The organism is Micromonospora cathayae, assembly GCF_028993575.1.
Classification (GTDB): Bacteria; Actinomycetota; Actinomycetes; order Mycobacteriales; family Micromonosporaceae; genus Micromonospora; species Micromonospora cathayae.
In genome coordinates this window covers 315,504-335,332 of the sequence record NZ_CP118615.1, presented here as the reverse complement: position 1 = coordinate 335,332, position 19,829 = coordinate 315,504, and the positions used below count along the sequence as shown (strand labels likewise).

The 19,829-nt window shown below is 74.0% G+C and carries 12 protein-coding genes; 6 read left to right on the top strand and 6 right to left on the bottom strand.

The genetic code is table 11. The features are described from left to right. Positions 1 to 15 precede the first annotated feature (15 nt). The 4 genes from PVK37_RS01510 to PVK37_RS01500 form a co-directional block, all read right to left on the bottom strand. On the bottom strand, positions 16 to 2,643 hold the full coding sequence (locus PVK37_RS01510) for a hypothetical protein (RefSeq protein WP_275031870.1): 2,628 nt from the start codon (positions 2,641 to 2,643) through the stop codon (positions 16 to 18). 105 nt (positions 2,644 to 2,748) lie between these two features. Then, positions 2,749 to 3,306: a sugar O-acetyltransferase gene (locus PVK37_RS01505; protein ID WP_275031869.1), complete on the bottom strand. Its 558-nt coding sequence runs from the start codon at positions 3,304 to 3,306 to the stop codon at positions 2,749 to 2,751. Next, positions 3,303 to 3,536: a zinc ribbon domain-containing protein gene (locus PVK37_RS31775; RefSeq protein ID WP_423790980.1), complete on the bottom strand. Its 234-nt coding sequence runs from the start codon at positions 3,534 to 3,536 to the stop codon at positions 3,303 to 3,305. Before PVK37_RS31775 ends, PVK37_RS01505 begins: the two co-directional genes overlap by 4 nt. Next, the gene (locus PVK37_RS01500) at positions 3,437 to 4,555 is read right to left on the bottom strand and encodes an RNA-guided endonuclease InsQ/TnpB family protein (RefSeq protein WP_275031868.1); all 1,119 of its coding nucleotides are present in this window, start codon (positions 4,553 to 4,555) and stop codon (positions 3,437 to 3,439) included. The genes PVK37_RS31775 and PVK37_RS01500 overlap by 100 nt, the downstream gene beginning before the upstream one ends. 336 nt (positions 4,556 to 4,891) lie before the next feature. On the opposite strand from PVK37_RS01500, the gene PVK37_RS01495 reads away from it, so the two are divergent. After that, a complete protein-coding gene (locus tag PVK37_RS01495) occupies positions 4,892 to 8,191 on the top strand; it encodes a S8 family serine peptidase (RefSeq protein ID WP_275031867.1) in 3,300 nt (1,099 codons plus the stop codon). A gap of 187 nt (positions 8,192 to 8,378) precedes the next feature. Here the strand turns inward: PVK37_RS01495 and dapD are convergent, their stop codons facing one another. Further along, positions 8,379 to 9,338 (bottom strand): 2,3,4,5-tetrahydropyridine-2,6-dicarboxylate N-succinyltransferase, encoded by a 960-nt coding sequence (dapD, locus tag PVK37_RS01490; protein ID WP_275031866.1) that lies wholly within the window; start codon positions 9,336 to 9,338, stop codon positions 8,379 to 8,381. Between the two features lie 79 nt (positions 9,339 to 9,417). Here dapD and dapE point away from each other — a divergent pair, with 79 nt between their 5' ends. Further along, positions 9,418 to 10,491: a succinyl-diaminopimelate desuccinylase gene (dapE, locus tag PVK37_RS01485; protein ID WP_275031865.1), complete on the top strand. Its 1,074-nt coding sequence runs from the start codon at positions 9,418 to 9,420 to the stop codon at positions 10,489 to 10,491. 55 nt (positions 10,492 to 10,546) lie between these two features. Here dapE and PVK37_RS01480 read toward each other — a convergent pair whose 3' ends face one another. Then, positions 10,547 to 10,711 carry a hypothetical protein gene (locus tag PVK37_RS01480; protein ID WP_275031864.1) on the bottom strand — a complete coding sequence of 55 codons (165 nt, stop codon included), beginning with the start codon at positions 10,709 to 10,711 and terminating at the stop codon, positions 10,547 to 10,549. A 231-nt stretch (positions 10,712 to 10,942) separates the two neighbouring features. Here PVK37_RS01480 and PVK37_RS01475 point away from each other — a divergent pair, with 231 nt between their 5' ends. The 4 genes from PVK37_RS01475 (at position 10,943) to PVK37_RS01460 (ending at position 19,657) form a co-directional block, all read left to right on the top strand. Beyond that, complete coding sequence (locus PVK37_RS01475; RefSeq protein ID WP_275031863.1) at positions 10,943 to 11,785, top strand: LOG family protein; 843 nt, start codon at positions 10,943 to 10,945, stop codon at positions 11,783 to 11,785. Positions 11,786 to 11,789: 4 nt separating this feature from the next. Continuing rightward, positions 11,790 to 12,341, top strand: a complete 552-nt coding sequence (locus tag PVK37_RS01470; RefSeq protein ID WP_275031862.1) for an LOG family protein — start codon at positions 11,790 to 11,792, stop codon at positions 12,339 to 12,341. 514 nt (positions 12,342 to 12,855) lie between these two features. Further along, positions 12,856 to 16,167, top strand: a complete 3,312-nt coding sequence (locus PVK37_RS01465; protein ID WP_423791130.1) for an ATP-dependent helicase — start codon at positions 12,856 to 12,858, stop codon at positions 16,165 to 16,167. Between the two features lie 22 nt (positions 16,168 to 16,189). Continuing rightward, complete coding sequence (locus tag PVK37_RS01460; RefSeq protein WP_275031860.1) at positions 16,190 to 19,657, top strand: ATP-dependent helicase; 3,468 nt, start codon at positions 16,190 to 16,192, stop codon at positions 19,655 to 19,657. Positions 19,658 to 19,829: the final 172 nt, after the last annotated feature.

Genomic DNA, 19,829 nt, shown 5'->3' with positions numbered 1-19,829 from the left:
AGGTCTGACGGCCGGTCAGCCGACCCCCTGTCGGGGTGACGGGACGTCCGGCCGGAGCAGCCCGGCCACCCGGTCCCGTTCGGCGAGGAACTCGGCGGATTCCGGGTACCCGCTGTGGTTGCGGATCGGCGGGTCGGTGACCTCCCCGCCGGTGGGGTGCAGCCCCTCCGGGTCCTGGACGGCCAGCTCCCGTCGAGCCGCGGTCACCGGCCAGCCCAGCGGGTCGGTCTCCCGCCAGAAGTTCGTCCAGGCGGTCCGGCCGGACCGGTCGGTGAGCGCGTCGGCCAGCACCGGCAGCCGCTGCGGCCCGAAGTACGCGGGGAAGACCCGTCCGTACAGTCGGGCGAGCTGGCAGCCGTACGAGAAGAACCACACCCGGCGTCGCCACCGGGCCGGCAACTGGAAGATCATGGCGGCGCAGATGACCGTGCCCTGGCTGTGCCCGGAGAGGATCACTCCGGACACCCCGCGCGGGTCGTCCTCGGGCAGGGCGAGCAGCCCGGCGACCCGGGTCTGCAACTCCGGTACGGCCCGTTCGGCGTAGCTCGGTGGGGCGAGCGGGTGGGCGGCCCGGGGCCAGAAGGTGCCGATGTCCCAGAGCACCCCGACCGACCGGCGGGCCGTGTCGTTGCGGTAGACCAGCAGGCCGAGCGCGGCGATCAGCGCGGGCAGCCAGCCGAGCAGCTTGTCCCCGCTGTCGGCGGCCCCCCGGACCAGGACGCCCCAGCCGGTGCCCGGGGCCGGGTGCGGCTGGGCGTGGGAGAGGGCGGCGGCGCAGCCCAGCGCGGCGAGGACGGCGACGACCGTCGCGCACCGGCCGGTGAGCCGGACCGCGTGTTCCCCGACGAGCCGGTGCAGCGCCCGGAAGGTGCTCACGTCCCGGCACCGGCGTACGTCGTGGGCGGAGAGCCGGCGACCGGTCGCCACCAGGCGTTCGTACTCCCGGTGCCGAAGTCCGGTGAAGATCAGCCCGGCCCGGACGGCGGTGGCGAGGACGACCAGCAGGGCGACGGCGAAGACCAGCCCGGCCCACCGCACCGGGACCGGGGCTGCCACCGTGACCCGGTCGCCGGAGTTGAGCCGGTTGCTGACCCAGTAGAGGACGCCGGCGCAGTAGGCCATGCCGAGCAGCCAGCCGAGGCCGGCGATCAGGGCCGGTCCCCGGCCGCCCCAGGCCAGTGCGGCGTGCCGGTCCCGGGGTGGCACGTCCGGCGCCGGGCGGCGCAGGAGGAGCCCGACGGCGGCCAGGCCGATCGCCGGGGGCACCAGCATCCAGATGTCGAGCCGGTCCGGTGGGGCGGGCAACGCGGGCAGCCAGCCGGCGACCCAGGCGACCCCGACCAGCAGGGCCAGCCCCGCGCCGGCCGGGGGGACCAGCGCCCACCGGCCGGTGCGGGACACCGCGCCGATCGCGATGAGCAGGAGGAACTGGCCGACCGCCCACCAGGCGATGATCCAGTCGTACCCGGGCAGGGAGCGGTCGGTGCCGCAGCCGGGTGTGTCGAGGCGGACCGCGCAGCCGGTCGGTGGCCGCAGGTCGGCCAGCGGTACGCCGGCCGGCCCGTCGGGCAGCAGCAGGAGCAGGAAGGTGCCGCCCAGCCCGGCCAGGGTGCTCACCACCACCAGCACGCTGTACGGGCCGAGCGGGGTGTGCCCGCCGCGCCGGGTCAGGTACGGCTGCCCGAGCGCCACCACGGCCACCAGCACCGGCAGTACCAGCAGGGCCACCGTGGACCAGGCCAGCGCGGCGCGTGGACCCTGCGGCGGGTCCATGGCGAGCACCGCGCCGAGTGGTACCGCCGCCGCGGTGACCGTCCCGCAGCACAGGTGCAGGACGGCGGCCCGCCGGAGTTGTCCCTCGCCGCACCAGAAGGTGGGGTCCTGCAACGGGTTCGCCAGCGGCACCCCGACCGGTGGTCCGCTGGGCCCGGCGGGCATCTCCGCCTCGTACTGGTAGGTGCGCCAGGTGAGCAGGCCGACCAGCGCGATCAGGCCGAGCGGCAGCAGCAGCCCGGCGGCGAGGGCGTGCGCGCCCTCGCTCCACCAGCCGTGCCCGAGGAACTCCCAGGGGCCGGGTACCCGGCGCAGGCAGGCGAGGTCCACGCACTGCCAGCCGATCAGGTCCACGCCGATGCCGGTGGCGGCGAGGACCAGGGTGCCGGTGAGGCTCAGGCAGAACAGCCGGATCAGCCAGGCGGCGATGCCGGAGCGGCTGGCCCACCGTTCCCGGTTCGGGTCGGCGGGGATCTCCGGTCGGGCGTGCAGGGCCACGTTGGCGAGGGTGAACGGCAGCAGCAGCGTCCAGAGTGCGCGTTCGACGTCCCGCGCGGTCCGCGCGCCGGAGGTCAACTGCCCCCAGCTGTACGCCTCCACGGTGACCGGCTCGTCGGTGGTGGCCCGGTCGTCGGTGGTGGCCCGGTCGGTGGCGGGGGACCGGTCGTCAGCGGCGGGGGCCGGGCGGTCGGCGGGGCGGGGGCCGGTGGGCGGCGGCCCGGGGCAGCGGTAGAAGCCGGTGACCTCGTCGCCGGCGACCAGCCACGGTTGCGGGGCCGGTTCGCCCGGTTCGGGGCGCAGGCCCAGGAGTTGGTCAGGTGGCGTGTTCGACACGCCGTGGACGCGCAGTTCGAGTACCCGACTGGCCATCGCTGCCTCCCGGTGACCGTATCACTACCCAGAGTGCTCTCGATCTGCCGGTCGCGGCCAGTCTTTTCGGGGTTGTTTTCGCAGCTCAGTCGGGAAGTCTTCGGATCAGGTCAGGGAGCGGACGACGCGGGCGGGGTTACCGACCGCCACCACGTTCGCCGGCAGGTCCCGGGTCACCACGGCCCCGGCGCCGACGACCGTGTTGTCGCCGATGGTGACTCCGGCGAGGACGATCACGCCGCCGCCGAGCCAGACATTGTCCCCGAGGACGATCGGGGCGGCGGCCTCCCACTTGTCCCGCCTGGGCTCCGGCTCGACCGGGTGGGTGGCGGTGAGCAGTTGGACGTTCGGCCCCAGTTGCGCGTCCGCGCCGATGGTGATCGGGGCGACGTCCAGGAAGACCGCGTTGAAGTTGACGAAGCCGCGCGGCCCGATGGTGATCCGGCTGCCGTAGTCGCAGTGGAACGGCGGCCGGACCCAGGTGCCCTCGCCGACCTCGCCGAGCAGGTCCCGCAGGGCGGCGAGCCGGCCCTCGGGGTCGTCGGCGCGGCTGCCGTTGAACCGTTCCATCAGCATGGCGGCCCGGTCCAGTTCGGCGAGGATCTCCGGATCGTCGGCCTGGTACAGCTCTCCGGCGAGCATGCGGTCCCTCATCGACGTCACCGCTCGTTGACAATCCTCCCCGCCCTAAGGACGGGGATTCCCTGGGTCGCCCCAGGGGGTTCCTGCTTCGTCGACGGCCGCCCCGTGCGGGCTTGCGCCCGTTGGGGTCTTACGCCGTCTCCACAGGCGATCACGGAGAGCCCCTCCGCGAGGATCGTGCGGGCCGCGTTGACGTCCCGGTCGTGAGTCTGCCCGCACCGGCAGGTCCACACCCGGACGTGCAACGGCATCCGCTCGGCGAGGCACGACACGCGGAGCAGAGTTTGGACGACGGGAACCAGCGGTCCACGACGACGAGGGTCCGGCCGTACCAGTGGGCTTTGTACTCGAGCATGGTGCGGAACTGCCGCCAGGCGGCGTCGCTGATGGCGCGGGCCAGGCGGTGGTTGCCGAGCAGGTTGCGGACGGTGAGGTCCTCGATCACGATCACTTGGTCCTCGATCACGATCACTTGGTTCTCGTGAACGAGTCGAGTGGTGAGTTTGTGCAGGTGATCGCGGCGACGGTCGGCGATGCGGGCGTGGACCCGGGCTACCGTGAGTCGGGCCTTGGCCCGGTTGGCGGAGCCTTTCTCCTTCCTGGCGAGGTTCCGTTGCGCTCTGGTCAGGGCGGCCCGGTCCCGGCGTTCGTGCTTCGGGTTGGTGATCTTCTCTCCGGTGGAGAGGGTGAGCAGACTGTCCAGGCCGGCGTCGATCCCCACCTGCCCGGTCGCCGGCGGCACGTCGATGACGTCCTCGCAGAGCAGGGACACGAACCAGCGTCCGGCCGCGTCCTGGGACACGGTCACCGTGGACGGGGCCGCCCCTTGGGGCAGCGGCCTGGACCACACGATGTCCAGGGGTTCGGTCATCTTGGCCAGGGTGAGCCGGCCGTCACGGTAGCGGAAGGCGCTGGTGGTGTACTCCGCGCAGCGGCGGGACTTCTTCCTGCTCTTGAACGTCGGATACTTCGCGCGTTTCGCCCAGAAGTTGGTGAACGCGGCCTGCAGGTGCCGCAGTGTCTGCTGCAACGGCACCGACGACACCTCGTTGAGGAAGCCCAGCTCGTCGGTTTTCTTCCAGGCAGTTAGCATCGCCGACGTGGCCGCGTAGCTGACCCGTTCCTGACGCACCGTCCACGCCTCGGTGCGGGCCTGCAACGCCATGTTGTAGACCAGGCGCACACACCCGAACGTGCGGGCAAGCTCGGCGGCCTGTCCGTCGGTCGGGTAGAAGCGGTACCTGAACGCCCGCTTCACCGCCCTCGACACGACCCACAGCCTAGCGAGCCAGCCGGCGATCCTCACGGTGACACGCGGGTGGACACCGGTCCGTCTTGCCGGCGGATCGGCGTCGCCTGCCCTGCTCCGCAGGGGATCCGTTTCCTCACCGGCCTGAAGGCCGCAGTATCCACGGAAGGAATCTGACCACGCGCCGGGCGGGTGAAAGGTTGCCCTAGCTTTCCCGATTTTTCGGTCATATTGCTGACCTTCCGGCTACGTCCCGTGTGGAAGCGTGGCGGTGCCCTGTCGTCGTCATCGGCGTCGATGAGAACCCTCATGGGAGGTTGCATGTCAGGAACAGGGAGATCCAGGGTAGGGCTGCTCATGGGCCTGGTGCTGGGCGTGTCCACCGCGGTCGTACCCGGTGCGTCGCCCGCCCAGGCCCTCGTCCCCGGCACCACCGGGACACCGGCCATCGGCCCCGGGCCGACCGCGGCCGCCGCCCGGCCGGTCACCGTCACGCTGCTCACCGGCGACCGGGTCACCGTCGCCGCGGACGGCGCGGTCAGTGTGCGCCCCGGTCCGGGGCGGGCCGACATCACGTTCGTCACCCGACGGGTCCGCGACCACGTCGTCGTGCTGCCCCGGGACGCGGTGCCGCTGGTCCGGGCCGGCCGGGTCGACCAGCGGCTGTTCGACGTCACCGAGCTGGCCGCCCTCGGGTACGACGACGCGCGGCGGGACACCCTGCCGCTGCTGCTGCGGTACCGGGGCGACGCGAAGCCGGGCGGCCCGTCCGCCGCCGGCACCAGGGTCACCCGGCAGTTGCCCGCCATCGGCGGCGCGGCGGTCACTGCCCCGAAGGACCGGGCCACCACCGTGTGGACGGCCCTCACCACGGGCACGCCCGACGCCCGGGTCGACACGGCGGGGGGTGTCGACCGGATCTGGCTGGACGGGAAGCGCCGGATCAACCTCGACCGGAGCGTGGCCCAGATCGGCGCGCCGGCGGCGTACCGGGCCGGCCTGACCGGGCGGGGCGTGAAGGTGGCGGTGCTCGACACCGGCGTCGACACCACCCATCCGGACCTGGTCGGCCGGGTGGCCGGGAGCCGCAACTTCAGCGAGGACACCGACCCGGACGACACCGTGGGGCACGGCACCCACGTCGCCGCCACCATCGGTGGCAGCGGGGCCGCCGACGGGGGTAGGTACCGCGGCGTCGCGCCGGACGCCACCCTGCTCTCCGGCAAGGTGTGCGAGAGCCAGTTCTGTACCGACTCGGCGATCCTGGCCGGTATGCAGTGGGCCGCCGTCGACCAGGACGCGACGGTGATCAACATGAGTCTGGGTGGCTACGACGGTCCGGGGACCGACCCGCTGGAGGAGGCGGTCGACACGTTGACCGCGCAGACCGGGGCGCTGTTCGTGATCTCCGCCGGCAACGACGGTTCGGACGCCTCGGTCGGCTCGCCGGGCAGCGCCGACGCCGCGCTGACCGTGGGCGCGGTCGACCGGGACGACAACCTCGCCGACTTCTCCAGCCGGGGGCCACGTCGGTACGACGACGCGGTCAAGCCTGACATCACCGCCCCCGGGGTGGACATCGTGGCGGCGAAGGCGACCAAGGGGCAGATCGGCACCCCGGTCGGTGACCGGTACGTGATCCTCTCCGGCACCTCGATGGCCGCCCCGCACGTGGCCGGCGCGGTGGCGCTGCTGGCCCAGCAGCATCCGGACGCCGCCGCCGGGCAGCTCAAGGCCCTGGCCATGAACTCGGCGAAGGCGCATCCCGAGCAGACCGTCTTCCAGCAGGGCGCCGGCCGGGTCGACGTGGCCGCCGCCATCGGCCAGCGGATCACCAGCGACCCGCCCAGCGTCTCGTTCGGCCGCACCGAATGGCCGCACGACGACGACACCCCGGTCGGCCGGAAGGTCACGTACCACAACTCCGGTTCCGACCCGGTGACCCTGCGCCTGGCGGTGGAGGCCACCGGCCCCGACGGCGAACCCTCCCCGGCCGGCATGTTCCGGCTCGGCGCGGACCAGGTGACCGTCCCGGCCAACGGTCGGGTGGAGGTCGCGGTCACCGCCGACACGGCGGTGACCGGCCCGGACGGGTACCACACCGGCCGGCTGGTGGCCCGCGCCGACGGCACGACCGTGACGACCCCGCTGGCCGTGCACCGGGAGGTGGAGAGCTACGACGTGACCGTCGAGACGCTCGACCGGTCCGGGGCCCGGACCGGCGACCACTACGCCTCCCTGTACGGGCTGGACCAGTACCGGGCGGTGGACGTCCAGGGCCCCGACGGGCTGGACGTCGTCCGGCTGCCCAAGGGGCGGTACGGACTGGTCAGTGGGGTGTTCGAGACCGAGGGGAGCGGGCTTGCCCTGCTCGCCCAGCCGGAACTGACCGTCGACCGCGACGTCCGGGTCACCGTGGACGCGCGGCGTACCGGGCCGGTCCGGATGTCGGTGCCGGAGAAGTCCGCCGTACCGGCGATGGTGGACGTCTCCGTGCAGTTCACCGGGGTCGACGCCGACTACGGGTCCGGCTTCTGGGTGGACGGGTTCGACGGTCTGCGCACCGGCCGGATCGGCGGGGCCGGCACGCCGGACGGGTTCGTCGGGCTGATCAGCAGCCAGTGGGTGCAGGACGGGGCGGCGGCCAGCCCGTACCTCTACGCGGTGAGCGAGCGGTGGCTCGGCACGATGCCGACCGGGTTCGTCCGGGACTACCGCAAGCGTGACCTGGCCACCGTGCACCAGCGATTGCACGGCGACACCGGGGTGGACTCCTACCGGGCGCTCTTCCCCGAGTGGGAGGGGGTCTTCTTCTCGTCGGCCGCCGGGGTGTCCGCACCGCTGCCCGGCAGCCGGGTCGAGTACGTCAACGCCCATCCGGAACTGCGCTGGTGGTCGCTCCTGGAGACCGGCGAACTCCAGGACGACGGGTGGCTGGAGACGCAGACGATGCTGTACTCCGACGAGATCGCCTACCGGGCCGGCCGGGTCTACCGGGACGAGTGGAACGGCGCGCCGTTCGGCCCGGCCCTGCCGCAGATGCGCAGGCCCGGCGACGGCGTGTACCGGTACGGGGACCTGCTCCTCGTGTACGTGCCCACGTACAGCGACGCGCAGGGACACCCCGGGTTCTCGCTGGCGGACAACACGGTCCGCCTCTACCGGGACGGCAAGCTGGTCGGGGAGAACCCGTACGGCGAGTTCGAGGTCCCGCCGGAGGAGGCCGAGTACCGGGCGGAGCTGGTCTCCCGCCGGGACTTCACCGACCTGAGCACCGAGGTGATCGCCAACTGGACCTTCCGGTCCGGGCACGCGGACGGCGAGGAACTGGTGCCGCAGCCGGTGCTGGCGGTCCGTTTCGCCCCCCGGTTGGACGCGAACAGCGCCGCCCCGGCCGGTCGGGCCTTCACCATTCCGGTGACGGTGCAGCGGCAGCCCGGCACCCCGGCGGCCCCGGTGACCGCGCTGACCGTGGACGTGTCGTACGACGGGGGCAAGACCTGGCAACCGGCCCACCTGCGGAAGCAGGGCGACGGCTGGGTCGCCACCGTCCGACACCCGGCCGGCACCGGCTGGGCGACGCTACGGGCCAGCGCCGCCGCCAGCGACGGCAGCCGGGTCGGTCAGCAGATCACCCAGGCGTACCGGCTGCGGTGAGCCGGGTCGTCCCGGCCGGTGGCAGGGGTCACCGGCCGGGACGCCCTGCTGACGCCCGGGGACACCACCAGCCCCACGCGAGCGGCCCGCGCCCCTTCCGGGGTGCGGGCCGCTCGTGCGTCCGTCGGCGTTCAGTCGTCGGCGTGCCGCGCGTGTCCGTCGGCGTACGACGGTTGTCCGTCGGCGTTCAGTCGTTGGCGTGCAGCGCGGCGTTCAGGGTGATGCCCTGGCCGGTGCGGGGGCGGGCCTCCAGCGTGCCGGTGACCGAGTTGCGCAGGAACAGCAGCCCGTCGACGCCGGACAGCTCGCGGGCCTTGACCACCCGCCCGTCCGGCAGGGTGATCTTCGACGCGGCGGTGACGTAGCAGCCCGCCTCGACCACGCAGTCGTCGCCGAGCGAGATGCCCACCCCGGCGTTCGCGCCGATCAGGCTCCGTTCGCCGATGCGGACCCGGTCGGTGCCGCCGCCGGAGAGGGTACCCATGATCGACGCCCCGCCGCCGATGTCCGAACCGTCGCCGACCACCACACCCTGCACGATCCGGCCCTCCACCATCGAGGTGCCCAGCGTGCCGGCGTTGAAGTTGACGAAGCCCTCGTGCATGACCGTGGTGCCGGGGGCCAGGTGCGCGCCGAGCCGCACCCGGTCCGCGTCGGCGATCCGCACCCCGGACGGCACCACGTAGTCGGTCATCCGGGGGAACTTGTCCACCCCGTACACGGCCAGGTGGCGGCCGGCGGCCCGCTCGATCACCCGCAGCTCGTCCACCCGCTCCGGCGGGCACGGCCCGGCCGACGTCCAGGCCACGTTCGGCAGCTTGCCGAAGATGCCGTCCAGGTTCAGCTCGTTCGGCCGCACCAGGCGGTGCGAGAGCAGGTGCAGGCGCAGGTACGCGTCGGCGGTGTCCTTGATCGGGTCGTCCAGCGCGCCGATCACGGTGACCACCTCGACGGTACGCAGACCGGGCAGCGCCCGCTCGCCGACCGCCCCCGGCGGCAGGTCCAGCACGTCCGCCTGCTCCTCGCCGGGGACCAGCGGCAGCTCGCCCAGACCCAGCTTGCCGGTCGGGTACCAGGTGTCGAGGACCTGGTCACCGGCGGTCACGGTGGCCACGCCGATACCCCAGGCAGACTGTGCGGACGTCACGGTTTCACCCTTCGTTCACGACCACGGGGCGGAACAGCTCACTCCCGGCCCCTACAGCCCTGACGGTACCGTGCGAACCATGGAGAACCCGCTGACCCCCGAGGTCCTCGCCGATCCGGTGGCGTTGACCCGTGCCCTGGTCGACATCGAGTCCGTGTCCCTGAACGAGAAGGCGATCGCCGACTGTGTCGAGCAGGTGCTGCGGGCGGTGCCGCACCTGACCACCCACCGGTACGGCAACACGGTGATGGCCCGCACCGACCTGGGACGCGCACAGCGGGTGGTGCTCGCCGGGCACCTGGACACCGTGCCGTTGAACGGGAACTTCCCGTCCAGCATGCGCGGCGACCTGATGTACGGCTGCGGCACCTCGGACATGAAGTCCGGCGTGGCGTACGCGTTGCACCTGGCGGTGACCCTGCCCGACCCCCGGTACGACGTGACGTACTTCTTCTACGAGGGCGAGGAGATCGAGCAGAAGTACAACGGCCTGAACCTGGTGGCGGAGGCGCACCCGGAGTGGCTGGAGGCGGACTTCGCGGTGCTGCTCGAACCGACGTACGGCATCGTGGAGGCCGGCTGCCAGGGCACGATGCGGGCGGTGGTCACCACGGTCGGCGAGCGGGCCCACTCGGCCCGCTCCTGGCACGGGGTGAACGCCATCCACGGCGCGGGCGAGGTGTTGCGCCGGCTGGCGGCGTACGAGGCCCGCCGGGTGACCCTGGACGGCTGCGCCTACCGGGAGGGGATGAACGCCGTCCGGATCCACGGTGGGGTGGCCGGGAACGTGGTCCCGGACCGGTGCGAGATCGAGGTCAACTACCGGTTCGCGCCGGACCGCGACCCGGCCCAGGCCGAAGCGCACCTGCGGGAGGTCTTCGACGGGTACGCGCTGACCGTGACCGACGTGGCCGCCGGTGCGCTGCCCGGCCTGGACGCTCCGGCCGCGCAGGAGTTCCTGGCCGCCGTCGGTGCCGCCCCGATCGGCAAGCTGGGCTGGACGGACGTGGCCCGGTTCGCGGCGATGGGCATCCCGGCGCTGAACTTCGGCCCCGGTGACCCGAACCTGGCCCACCACAAGGACGAGCACGTCGAGATCTCGAAGATCCGCGACGGCGCGGCGACCCTGCACCGCTGGCTGGCCCCGGCCTGACCGGGACCGGGGGCGGGCGACCGGCCGGACCGGTCACCCACCCCCGGCCGGTCGGTCAGCCGTTGCTCAGTACGGGCGCGTCGGTCTCCGACCGCGCCTCGGTCTCGACGGTCGGTTCGATGGGCCGCATCATGCGGGCCCGGCGCCGCTCGGCCACCACGTCCCGGATCCGCCGCTGCATCTGTCGCCGGATCCGGATCCTCTCGTTGCTGCTGATCACGCTGCTCCTCCCCCGAAGGCGCGTCAGGGCTTCCCCCCGTGTGTGAATACTAGGACGCACGTGCGACCGAATTCGTTGCGTTCCGCGGATGTCGGATCGCCGACCGGGCAGAAACCGGCCGCCGCCCGGCGCGGTGGTTCCCGCCTCCGGTGTCGAGCGGGCCGGCGGACCGGTCGGTCGACCCTCCCGACCCTCCCGACCTGCGCCGGGAGCCTCCACTACGGTGGCTGCATGAGCCAGAGCGACGGACGCGGCACCAGCCCGGGGCAGGAACGGCACCGGGGGGCGGTCACGCTGCGCCGCAAGGCCCTGCCGAGCAGCACCGCCGACGAGCGGCTGCTCGACTCGCGCGGCCGGGCGGACTGGAAGACCAAGGACGCCTGGCGGGCGCTGCGCATCCTCTCCGAGTTCGTCGAGGGGTTCGACACCCTGGCCGACCTGCCCCCGGCGGTGAGTGTCTTCGGTTCGGCCCGCAGCAAACCGGACAGCCCCGAGTGTCTGCTGGCCGAACAGCTCGGCGCGGCCCTGGCCCGCGCCGGCTACGCGGTGATCACCGGTGGCGGGCCGGGGGTGATGGAGGCGGCGAACCGGGGTGCCAGCGAGGCCGGTGGCCTCTCCGTGGGCCTCGGCATCGAACTTCCCTTCGAACAGGGCCTCAACGACTGGGTCGATCTCGCCATCGACTTCCGTTACTTCTTCGCCCGTAAGACCATGTTCGTCAAGTACGCGCAGGCGTTCGTGGTGCTGCCCGGTGGGTTCGGCACCATGGACGAGCTGTTCGAGGCGCTCACCCTGGTGCAGACCGGCAAGGTGACCCGGTTCCCGGTGGTGCTGATGGGCACCGACTACTGGCGGGGACTGCTGGACTGGCTGCGGGACACCATGGCCGCCGACGGCAAGATCGGCCCGGTGGACCTGGAACTGATCTGCCTCACCGACGACGTGGACGCGGCGGTCCGGCACATCGTGGAGGCCGAGGCGCAGCTCTCCGCCGAGCAGGAGGCGGTACGCGAGCAGGCCGTCGCCCGTACCGCCGCCGACCAGCAGGCCGCCGCCTCGCACGGGGAGCACTGACCGGGTGGCCGCGATCGGGGTGTTCTGCGCGTCCTCCCGTACGCTCGACCAGCGCTGGCTGGACCTCGCCTTCGACACCGGCGCGGAGCTGGCCCGGCGCGGGCACACGCTGGTCAGCGGCGGCGGGTGCGTCGGCATGATGGGAGCGCTGACCGACGGCGCGCGGTCGGCCGGCGGCCGTACGGTCGGGGTGATCCCGCAGGCGCTGGTCGACCTGGAGGTCGCCGACCTGGCCTCCGACGAGCTGGTGGTCACCGACTCGATGGCCGCCCGCAAGACCGTCATGATGGACCGGTCGGACGCCTTCCTCACCCTTCCCGGCGGCCTGGGCACCCTGGACGAGCTGTTCGAGGTGTGGACCACCGCCACCCTGGCGATGCACACCAAGCCGATGGTCCTGCTCGACACGGACGGCTTCTACCGTCCTCTGCTGGACTGGCTGACCACCCTCACCGACCAGCAGTTCATCAAGCCCGCCGGCCAGTCCCTCCTGCTGATCGCCGAAACCCTCCCGGCGGCCCTCACCCTCCTCACCCCACCCTCCACCCTGCACTGAGAGGGAGCGTCGCGGCGCGCGTTGACCATGAAGTTGTTGTCACCGGCCCGGCGTGTCGCGGACAACAACTTCATGATCAACGGTGCCGGGGGTGGGTGGGTGCCGGGAGTGGGGTGGGTCGGGGGTTGGGGTGGGTGTCGGGGGCGCGTGGTGTGATGGTCGGATGCAGACGTACCGGTTGGTGCGTCGGGTCGGTGGGCTGACCTCGGGGAACGGGGCGGCTCCCGGTTCGACGGGGGGAGTGGGTGGGGCGGGAGCGGACCGGGCGGCGGGCGGCTCGGGGGGAACGGGCGTGGTGGGGGCGGACGGTGTGCCGGGGGGAACGGGTGTAGGCGGCGCGGAGGCGGACGGTGCGTCGGGGGGAACGGGGGCGGGCCGGGGCGGGGACGGAGTCCGGGCGGAGCGAGGCGGGGACGGAGTCGGGGCGGCGGGCGGGGCGGAGCGAGTCGGGGTGGTGGGTGGCCGGGTGGCCGATCCGCGGCAGGCCGAGGTGGTGGCGCACACCGACGGGCCGATGCTGGTGCTGGGCGGCCCCGGAACGGGCAAGACCGACACCATGGTCGAGGCGGTCGCTGCCCGGGTGGCCGAGGGCGTCGACCCGGAACGCGTCCTGGTGCTCACCTTCGGCCGCCGGGCCGCCACCGCGCTGCGCCACCGGATCGAGGCGCGGATCGCCGTCGGTAACCGGGTGGTCCGCGAGCCGCTCGTGCGGACCTTCCCGGCGTACGCGTTCGGCCTGCTCCGGCGGGCCGCCGCCGAGCGGGGCGAGCCCTCCCCGCGGCTGCTCACCGGCCCGGAACAGGATCTGATCATCCGGGAACTGCTGGACGTGGTGGGGGACGACCCCGAGGACGATCCGGTGGGCTGGCCGGAGGAACTGCGGCCGGCACTGCGTACCCGGGCCTTCGCCGGACAGCTCCGGGACCTGCTGATGCGGGCCGCCGAACGCGGGGTGGGTCCGGCGGAACTGGCCCGGCTCGGCGAGCGGCTGGGACGCGCCGACTGGCCGGCCGCCGCCCGGTTCCTCCGCGAGTACGTCTCGGTGCTCGCGCTGCGCGACGTCAGCAACCGGGGTTCGGTCGCGTACGACCCGGCGGAACTGGTCCGGGCCGCCACCGGGCTGCTGCTGGACGACCCGGAGCTGCTCGAGGCGGAACGCCGTCGCCTCGCCCACGTGTACGTCGACGAACTGGCCGACACCGACCCGGCCCAGCTCGACCTGCTCGCCGTGGTGACCGGCGGCGGCAAGTCCCTGGTCGCCTTCGGTGACCCGGACTCCTCCACGTACGCCTTCCGGGGCACCGATCCGACCGGGGTGACGGCCTTCCCGCACCGGTTCCGGACCGCCTCCGGGGCACCGGCGGCCCAGGTGGTGCTGACCACCTCGTACCGGGCCGGGGCGGAGCTGCTCGCCGCCGCCGGCCGGGTGGCCCGGCGACTGCGTGGGCCGGTGACCCACCGGCGGCTGACGCCGCTGCCGGACGCCCCGGCGGGAACGGTGGAGGTGCGGACGTTCCGCTCGGCGACCAGCGAGTCGGCGTACCTGGCCCACGCGTTGCGGGAGGCGCACCTGCTCGGCGGGGTGCCGTGGTCCCGGATGGCGGTGCTGGTCCGGTCGACCACCCGGCAACTGCCCACCCTGCGCCGGGCGCTGCACACCGCCGGGGTCCCGACCGTGGTGCACGGCGAGGACCTGCCGCTGCACCTGCAACCGGCGGTGGCCCCGCTGCTGCTTTTGCTGCGCTGCTCCCTCGAACCGGACCGGCTGGACGAGGAGTCCGCGGTCGCGCTGCTGCACTCGCCGCTGGGCGGCGCCGACCCGCTGGCCGAACGGCGGCTACGACAGGGGCTGCGGGCGCTCGCCCTGGCCGTCGGCGACCGGCGGCCCTCCGGGGAACTGCTCGTGGACGTGCTGCGTGACCCGGCCGGGCTGGCCGGGGTGGACCGGCAGTGGGCCCAGCCGGCCCGGACGGTGGCCGCGCTGCTCGCCACCGCCCGGGAGACGGCGGCCCGGCCGGACGCCACGGTCGAGGACGTCCTCTGGGCGGTGTGGCAGGCCAGCGGGCTGGCCGAACGCTGGTCCGCGGCGATCGGGGGGCGGGGCGACGCCAGGGAGGGCGAGACCGCCCGGCGCTGGCGGGCCGACGCGGCCGACCGGGACCTGGACGCCGTACTGGTGCTGTTCGACGCGGCGGCCCGGTTCGTCGACCGGTTGCCCGGCGCGCGTACCGAGGTCTTCCTCGACCACGTGCTGGGGCAGGACCTGCCGGCCGACACCATCGCACCGAGCGCCGACCGGGGGGAGGCGGTCCGCCTGCTCACCGCGCACGCCGCGAAGGGACTGGAGTGGGACGTGGTGGCGGTCGCCGGGGTGCAGGAGGGCGTCTGGCCGGACCTGCGGCTGCGCGGCAGTCTGCTCGGCTCCGAGCGGCTGGTCGACGTACTGGCCGGGCGGGGTGAGGGCGCGGGGGTGACCGCCGCCCTGGTGGGGCAGACGTCGGCCCTGCTCGACGAGGAGCGTCGGCTCTTCTACGTGGCGGTCACCCGGGCCCGGCACCGGCTGCTGGTCAGCGCGGTCGCCTCGGCGTCGGTCGGCGGTGACGACCACGAGGAGCAGCCGAGCCGGTTCCTGCACGAACTCGCCGCCGCTGGGCCACCCCGCACCGGTGGCGGCGACACTCCGGACGGTGGAAGTGGGCCGGACGGTGGAAGTGGGCCGGACGGCGACACTCCGGGCGGCGGCGATGAGTCGGGTGGTGACGGGCCGGGCGGTGGTGACGGGCCGGGGGTGGGGACCGGGTGGGGGCAGGGGCTGCCGGTGGGGCGGCCACCCCGGGGACTGACCCTGCCGGCGCTGGTCGCGGAGCTGCGTACCGCGGTGGCCGACCCGGCGGCCCCGCCGACCCGGAAGCGCGCGGCGGCGGCCCAACTGGCCCGGCTGGCCGCCGCCGGGGTGCCCGGCGCGCACCCGGACGACTGGTGGGGGTTGCGCGGGCTCTCCGACGACCGGCCCCTGGTCGACGAGGGCGAACCGGTCCGGGTGACCCCGTCCGGGATGGAGAGCGCGTTGCGGTGCAGTCTGCGCTGGCTGCTGGAACGGCACGGCGGCAGCGCCCCGGCCAGTACCGCGCAGGGCGTCGGCAACCTGGTGCACGCCGCCGCGATGCTCGCCGAGGACGCCAGCGTCGACCGGGCGAAGCTGATCGAGTACGTCAACGCGCGGTTCGACGCGATCGAGTTGGCCGCCCGGTGGATGGCCGGCCCGGAACAGGCCCGCGCCCAGGCCATGGTGGACAAACTGCTCCGCTGGCTGGCCGGGAACCCGCGTCGGCTGCTCGCCATCGAGCACGAGTTCGCCGTCCGGCTGGACGACCCGAACCGCCCCGTCGACCTGGTGGGCCGGGTGGACCGGCTGGAGGTCGACGAGGACGGTCGACTGGTGGTGGTGGACCTGAAGACCGGCAAGTCCACCGCGGTGGGTCGGGAACTGGCCGAGCACCCCCAGTTGGGCGCGTACCAGGCGGCGGTCGAGGCGGGGGCGTTCGCCGAGTACGGCGCGGAGTCCGGCGGCGCTGCCCTGGTGCAGCTCGGCACCACCGCCAAGGAGGCGAAGGAGCAGACCCAGCCACCGGTCGGCGAGGGGCCGGAGGCCGGGTGGGCGACCGCGCTGGTCCGGCGGACCGCCGATACGATGGCCGCCGCCACCTTCGCCGCCGTCGCCAACTCGCGGTGCCGGGTCTGCCCGGTCCGGACGAGTTGCCCGGTCTCCGGCAAGGGGCGTCAGGTGGTGGAACCGCCGACCGTCCGGCCGCCGGAGGAACCGTGAGCGTGCGAGGCGAAGTGACGCCGTGACCCAGCCCGCGCTGTTCGGCGCCACCACCGCACCGACCCCGCGTACCGCCGACGCCGGCCCCCGGTACACGCCGGTTGAGCTGGCGAAGCTGCTCCAGCGGCCGGCACCCACCCGGGAGCAGGCGGCCATCATCGCCGGGCCGGTCGAGCCGCTGCTGGTGGTGGCGGGCGCGGGCTCCGGCAAGACCGAGACGATGGCCGCCCGGGTGGTCTGGCTGGTCGCCAACCAGCACGTCCGGCCGGAACAGATCCTCGGCCTCACCTTCACCCGCAAGGCCGCCGGTGAGCTGGCCCACCGGGTACGCACCCGGCTCGACCAGCTGATCCGCCGGCTCGGCCGGCCCGGTCGGGATCCGGCCGACGATCCGCTGGCCGGTGAGCCGACCGTCGCCACCTACCACTCGTACGCGGCCCGGATCGTCACCGAGCACGGGCTGCGCGCCGGCTACGAACCCTCCACCCGGCTGCTCACCGAGGCGTCCCGCTGGCAGTTGGTGGACCTGCTGGTCCGCAACCACGACGGTGACCTGTCCGAGCTGCAACGGATGCCCAGCACGGTCACCGACGCGGTGCTGGCGCTCGCCGCCGAGCTGGACGAGCACCTGGTCGACCCGGACGACCTGTCCGCCTGGACCGGCCGGTTCTTCCACGAGGTGCAGTCCCGCCCCGGCAAGGTGTACGCGGACGTGCGCAAGGCGCTCGCCGTGCAGCAGACCCGGCTGCGGCTGCTTCCGCTGGTCCGGGCGTACGCCGAGCGCAAGGCGGACTTCGAGGCGATGGACTTCGCCGACCAGCTGGCCCGCGCCGCCCGGGTGGCCCGGGACCATCCGGAGGTCGGCCGGATCGAACGGGACCGGTACCGGGTGGTGCTGCTGGACGAGTACCAGGACACCAGCCACGCGCAGGTGGTGCTGCTGCACTCGCTGTTCGGCGGCGGCCATCCGGTCACCGCGGTCGGTGACCCCTGCCAGTCGATCTACGGGTGGCGGGGGGCGAGCGCCGGCACCCTGGAACGTTTCCCGGAGCAGTTCACCCGGGCCGACGGCGGGCCGGCCCGGGTGCTGGGGCTCACCACCAGTTGGCGTAACCGCCCGGAGATCCTGGCGGTGGCGAACGCGCTGGCGACTCCGTTGCGGGCGGCCGGGGCGCGGGTGCCGGAGCTGCGCGCCGCGCTGACCGTCGCCGACCCGATCCCGCACCGCACCCCGGGCGGGCTGGCCGGCGGCACCGTGCACTGTGCGCTGCTGCCCACGTACGCCGACGAGGCGGAGTGGATCGCCGACAGCGTGCTGAACGCGTGGCGCGGGGCGGCCCGGATGCCGGGCGCGCTGCCCGAGCACATTCCGGTGCCGCAGCGCCCCACCACCGCCGTGCTGGTCCGGGTACGCAGCCAGATCCCGGCGATCGAGTCGGCGCTGCGGGCCCGGGGGCTGCCGGTCGACGTGGTCGGCCTGGGCGGGCTGCTGGACACCCCGGAGGTCCGGGACGTGGTGTGCACGCTGCGGGTGCTCGCCGACCCGACCGACGGGGCGGCGCTGCTTCGGCTGCTCACCGGGGCCCGTTGGCGGATCGGTCCCCGGGACCTGGTGGCCCTGCACCGGCGGGCCCGGCAACTCGCCACCGCCCGGCGGAAGCTGGGGGCCGCCGGTGAGGTGCCGGAGGGCGTGGACGTCCTGGACGAGGCGACCCTGGTCGAGGCGCTGGCCGACCTCGGGCCGGCGCAGACGTACTCGGCGGAGGGGTACACCCGGCTCCGGGCGTACGCGGACGAGCTGGCCCTGCTCCGGTACCGGCTGGACCAGTCCCTGCCGGAGCTGGTCGCGGACGTCGAACGGACCATCGGCCTGGACGTGGAGGTGGCCGTGCGGGCCGGTCGGGACGGCACCGGCGACGCCGGTCTGGCCCGGGGCCACCTGGACGCCCTCGGCGACGTGGCGGCCCGGTTCGGCGGGGAGACGCCGGGCGCGACGCTGGCCGGTTTCCTGGCCTTCCTGGCCGCCGCCGAGGACGAGGAACGCGGGTTGACCCCCGGCGAGGTCGAGGTGGTGGAGGGCGCGGTGCAGGTGCTCACCGCGCACGCCGCCAAGGGGCTGGAGTGGGACGTGGTGGCGGTCGCCGGGCTGACCCGGGGCGGGTGGCCGGGCCAGGTCCGCTCCTCCGACCACTATCTGGGCGGGCTGGGTGTGCTGCCCTTCCCGCTGCGCGGGGACGCCGACGGCCTGCCGGACCTGGCCCTGGCCGGGGCGGACGACCAGCGTGCGGTGGCCCGGGCGCTGGCCGACTTCGTCGACGACTGGCGGGCGCACGACGAGCGGGAGGAACGGCGGCTGGCGTACGTGGCGGTGACCCGGCCCCGGCGGCTGCTGCTCTGCTCCGGCTACTGGTGGGGGGAGGGGACGAAACGTCCGCGCGGTCCCTCGGTGTTCCTGCGTGAGGTGCACGACGCCTGCCTGGACGCGGGCGACGGGCAGGTGGTGGACGTCTGGTCGCCGGAGCCGGCCGGCGACGCGGTCAACCCGACCACCGAGGTGGTGTTGCGTGCCGAGTGGCCGGCCGATCCGCTGGGGGTACGCCGGCCGGTGCTGGCCGAGGCGGCGGCCCTGGTCCGGCAGCTCCTGATCACCGACGGGCCGGTCCCGGCCGCAGCCGCCGGCCCGGACGACGCCACCGGCCCGGCTGCGGCGGCCGGCGGTGCGGAGCAGGAGCCGGCGGTGGACGACGCCGACGACGATCCGGAGGTGGCCCGTTGGCGGCGGGAGACCGACCTGCTGTTGGCCGAGCGGGCCGAGGCGTTGCGCGGGGCCGGTCCGGTCGAGGTGATCCTGCCCACCCACCTGTCGGTCTCCCAGCTCGTCACGCTGCGCCGGGACCCGGCGGAACTGGCCCGTACGCTGCGCCGGCCGTTGCCCACCCCACCCAACCCGTACGCCCGCCGGGGCACCGCCTTCCACACCTGGCTGGAGCAGCGGTACGGGGTGGACCGGCTGCTCGACGTGGACGAGTTGCCCGGTGCCGCCGACGCCGACGCCGCCCCGGACACCGAACTGCTCGCCCTCCAGGCGCGCTTCCTGGCCAGCGAGTGGGCCGACCGGGTGCCGGTGGAGGTGGAGGTGCCGTTCGCCACGGTGATCGCGCAGGTGGTGGTCCGGGGCCGGATGGACGCGGTCTTCGCCCGCCCCGGCTGCCGGTACGACGTGGTCGACTGGAAGACCGGCCGGCAGCCGACCGGGGTGGAGGCCGACGCGGCGGCGGTGCAGTTGGCCGTCTACCGGCTGGCCTGGGCGGAGCTGGCCGGGGTGCCGGTGGAGCACGTCGGGGCGGCGTTCCACTACGTCCGGGACGGGGTGACCGTCCGCCCGACGGACCTGCTGGACGTCGACGGGTTGACCGCGCTGGTGGCCGGGGCGACGGCGGAGCCGGCGGACGGGACGCCCCGGGGAGTGTCGCCGGCAGGGGATCCGTGATAGCTTGGCTGGGTTGCAGTTTTGGTTACCAGAGACTCTGTGTGCGCCTGGTGGATTGTGGCCCCAGGCGCGCTTTGTTGTGTCCGGAGTTCTCCGGGCGGGGCGACCAGCAGCGACAAGCGGGCCGCGCACGCGGCGCGCTCCCATCGTGACCGCAACAGGTGCGGACACG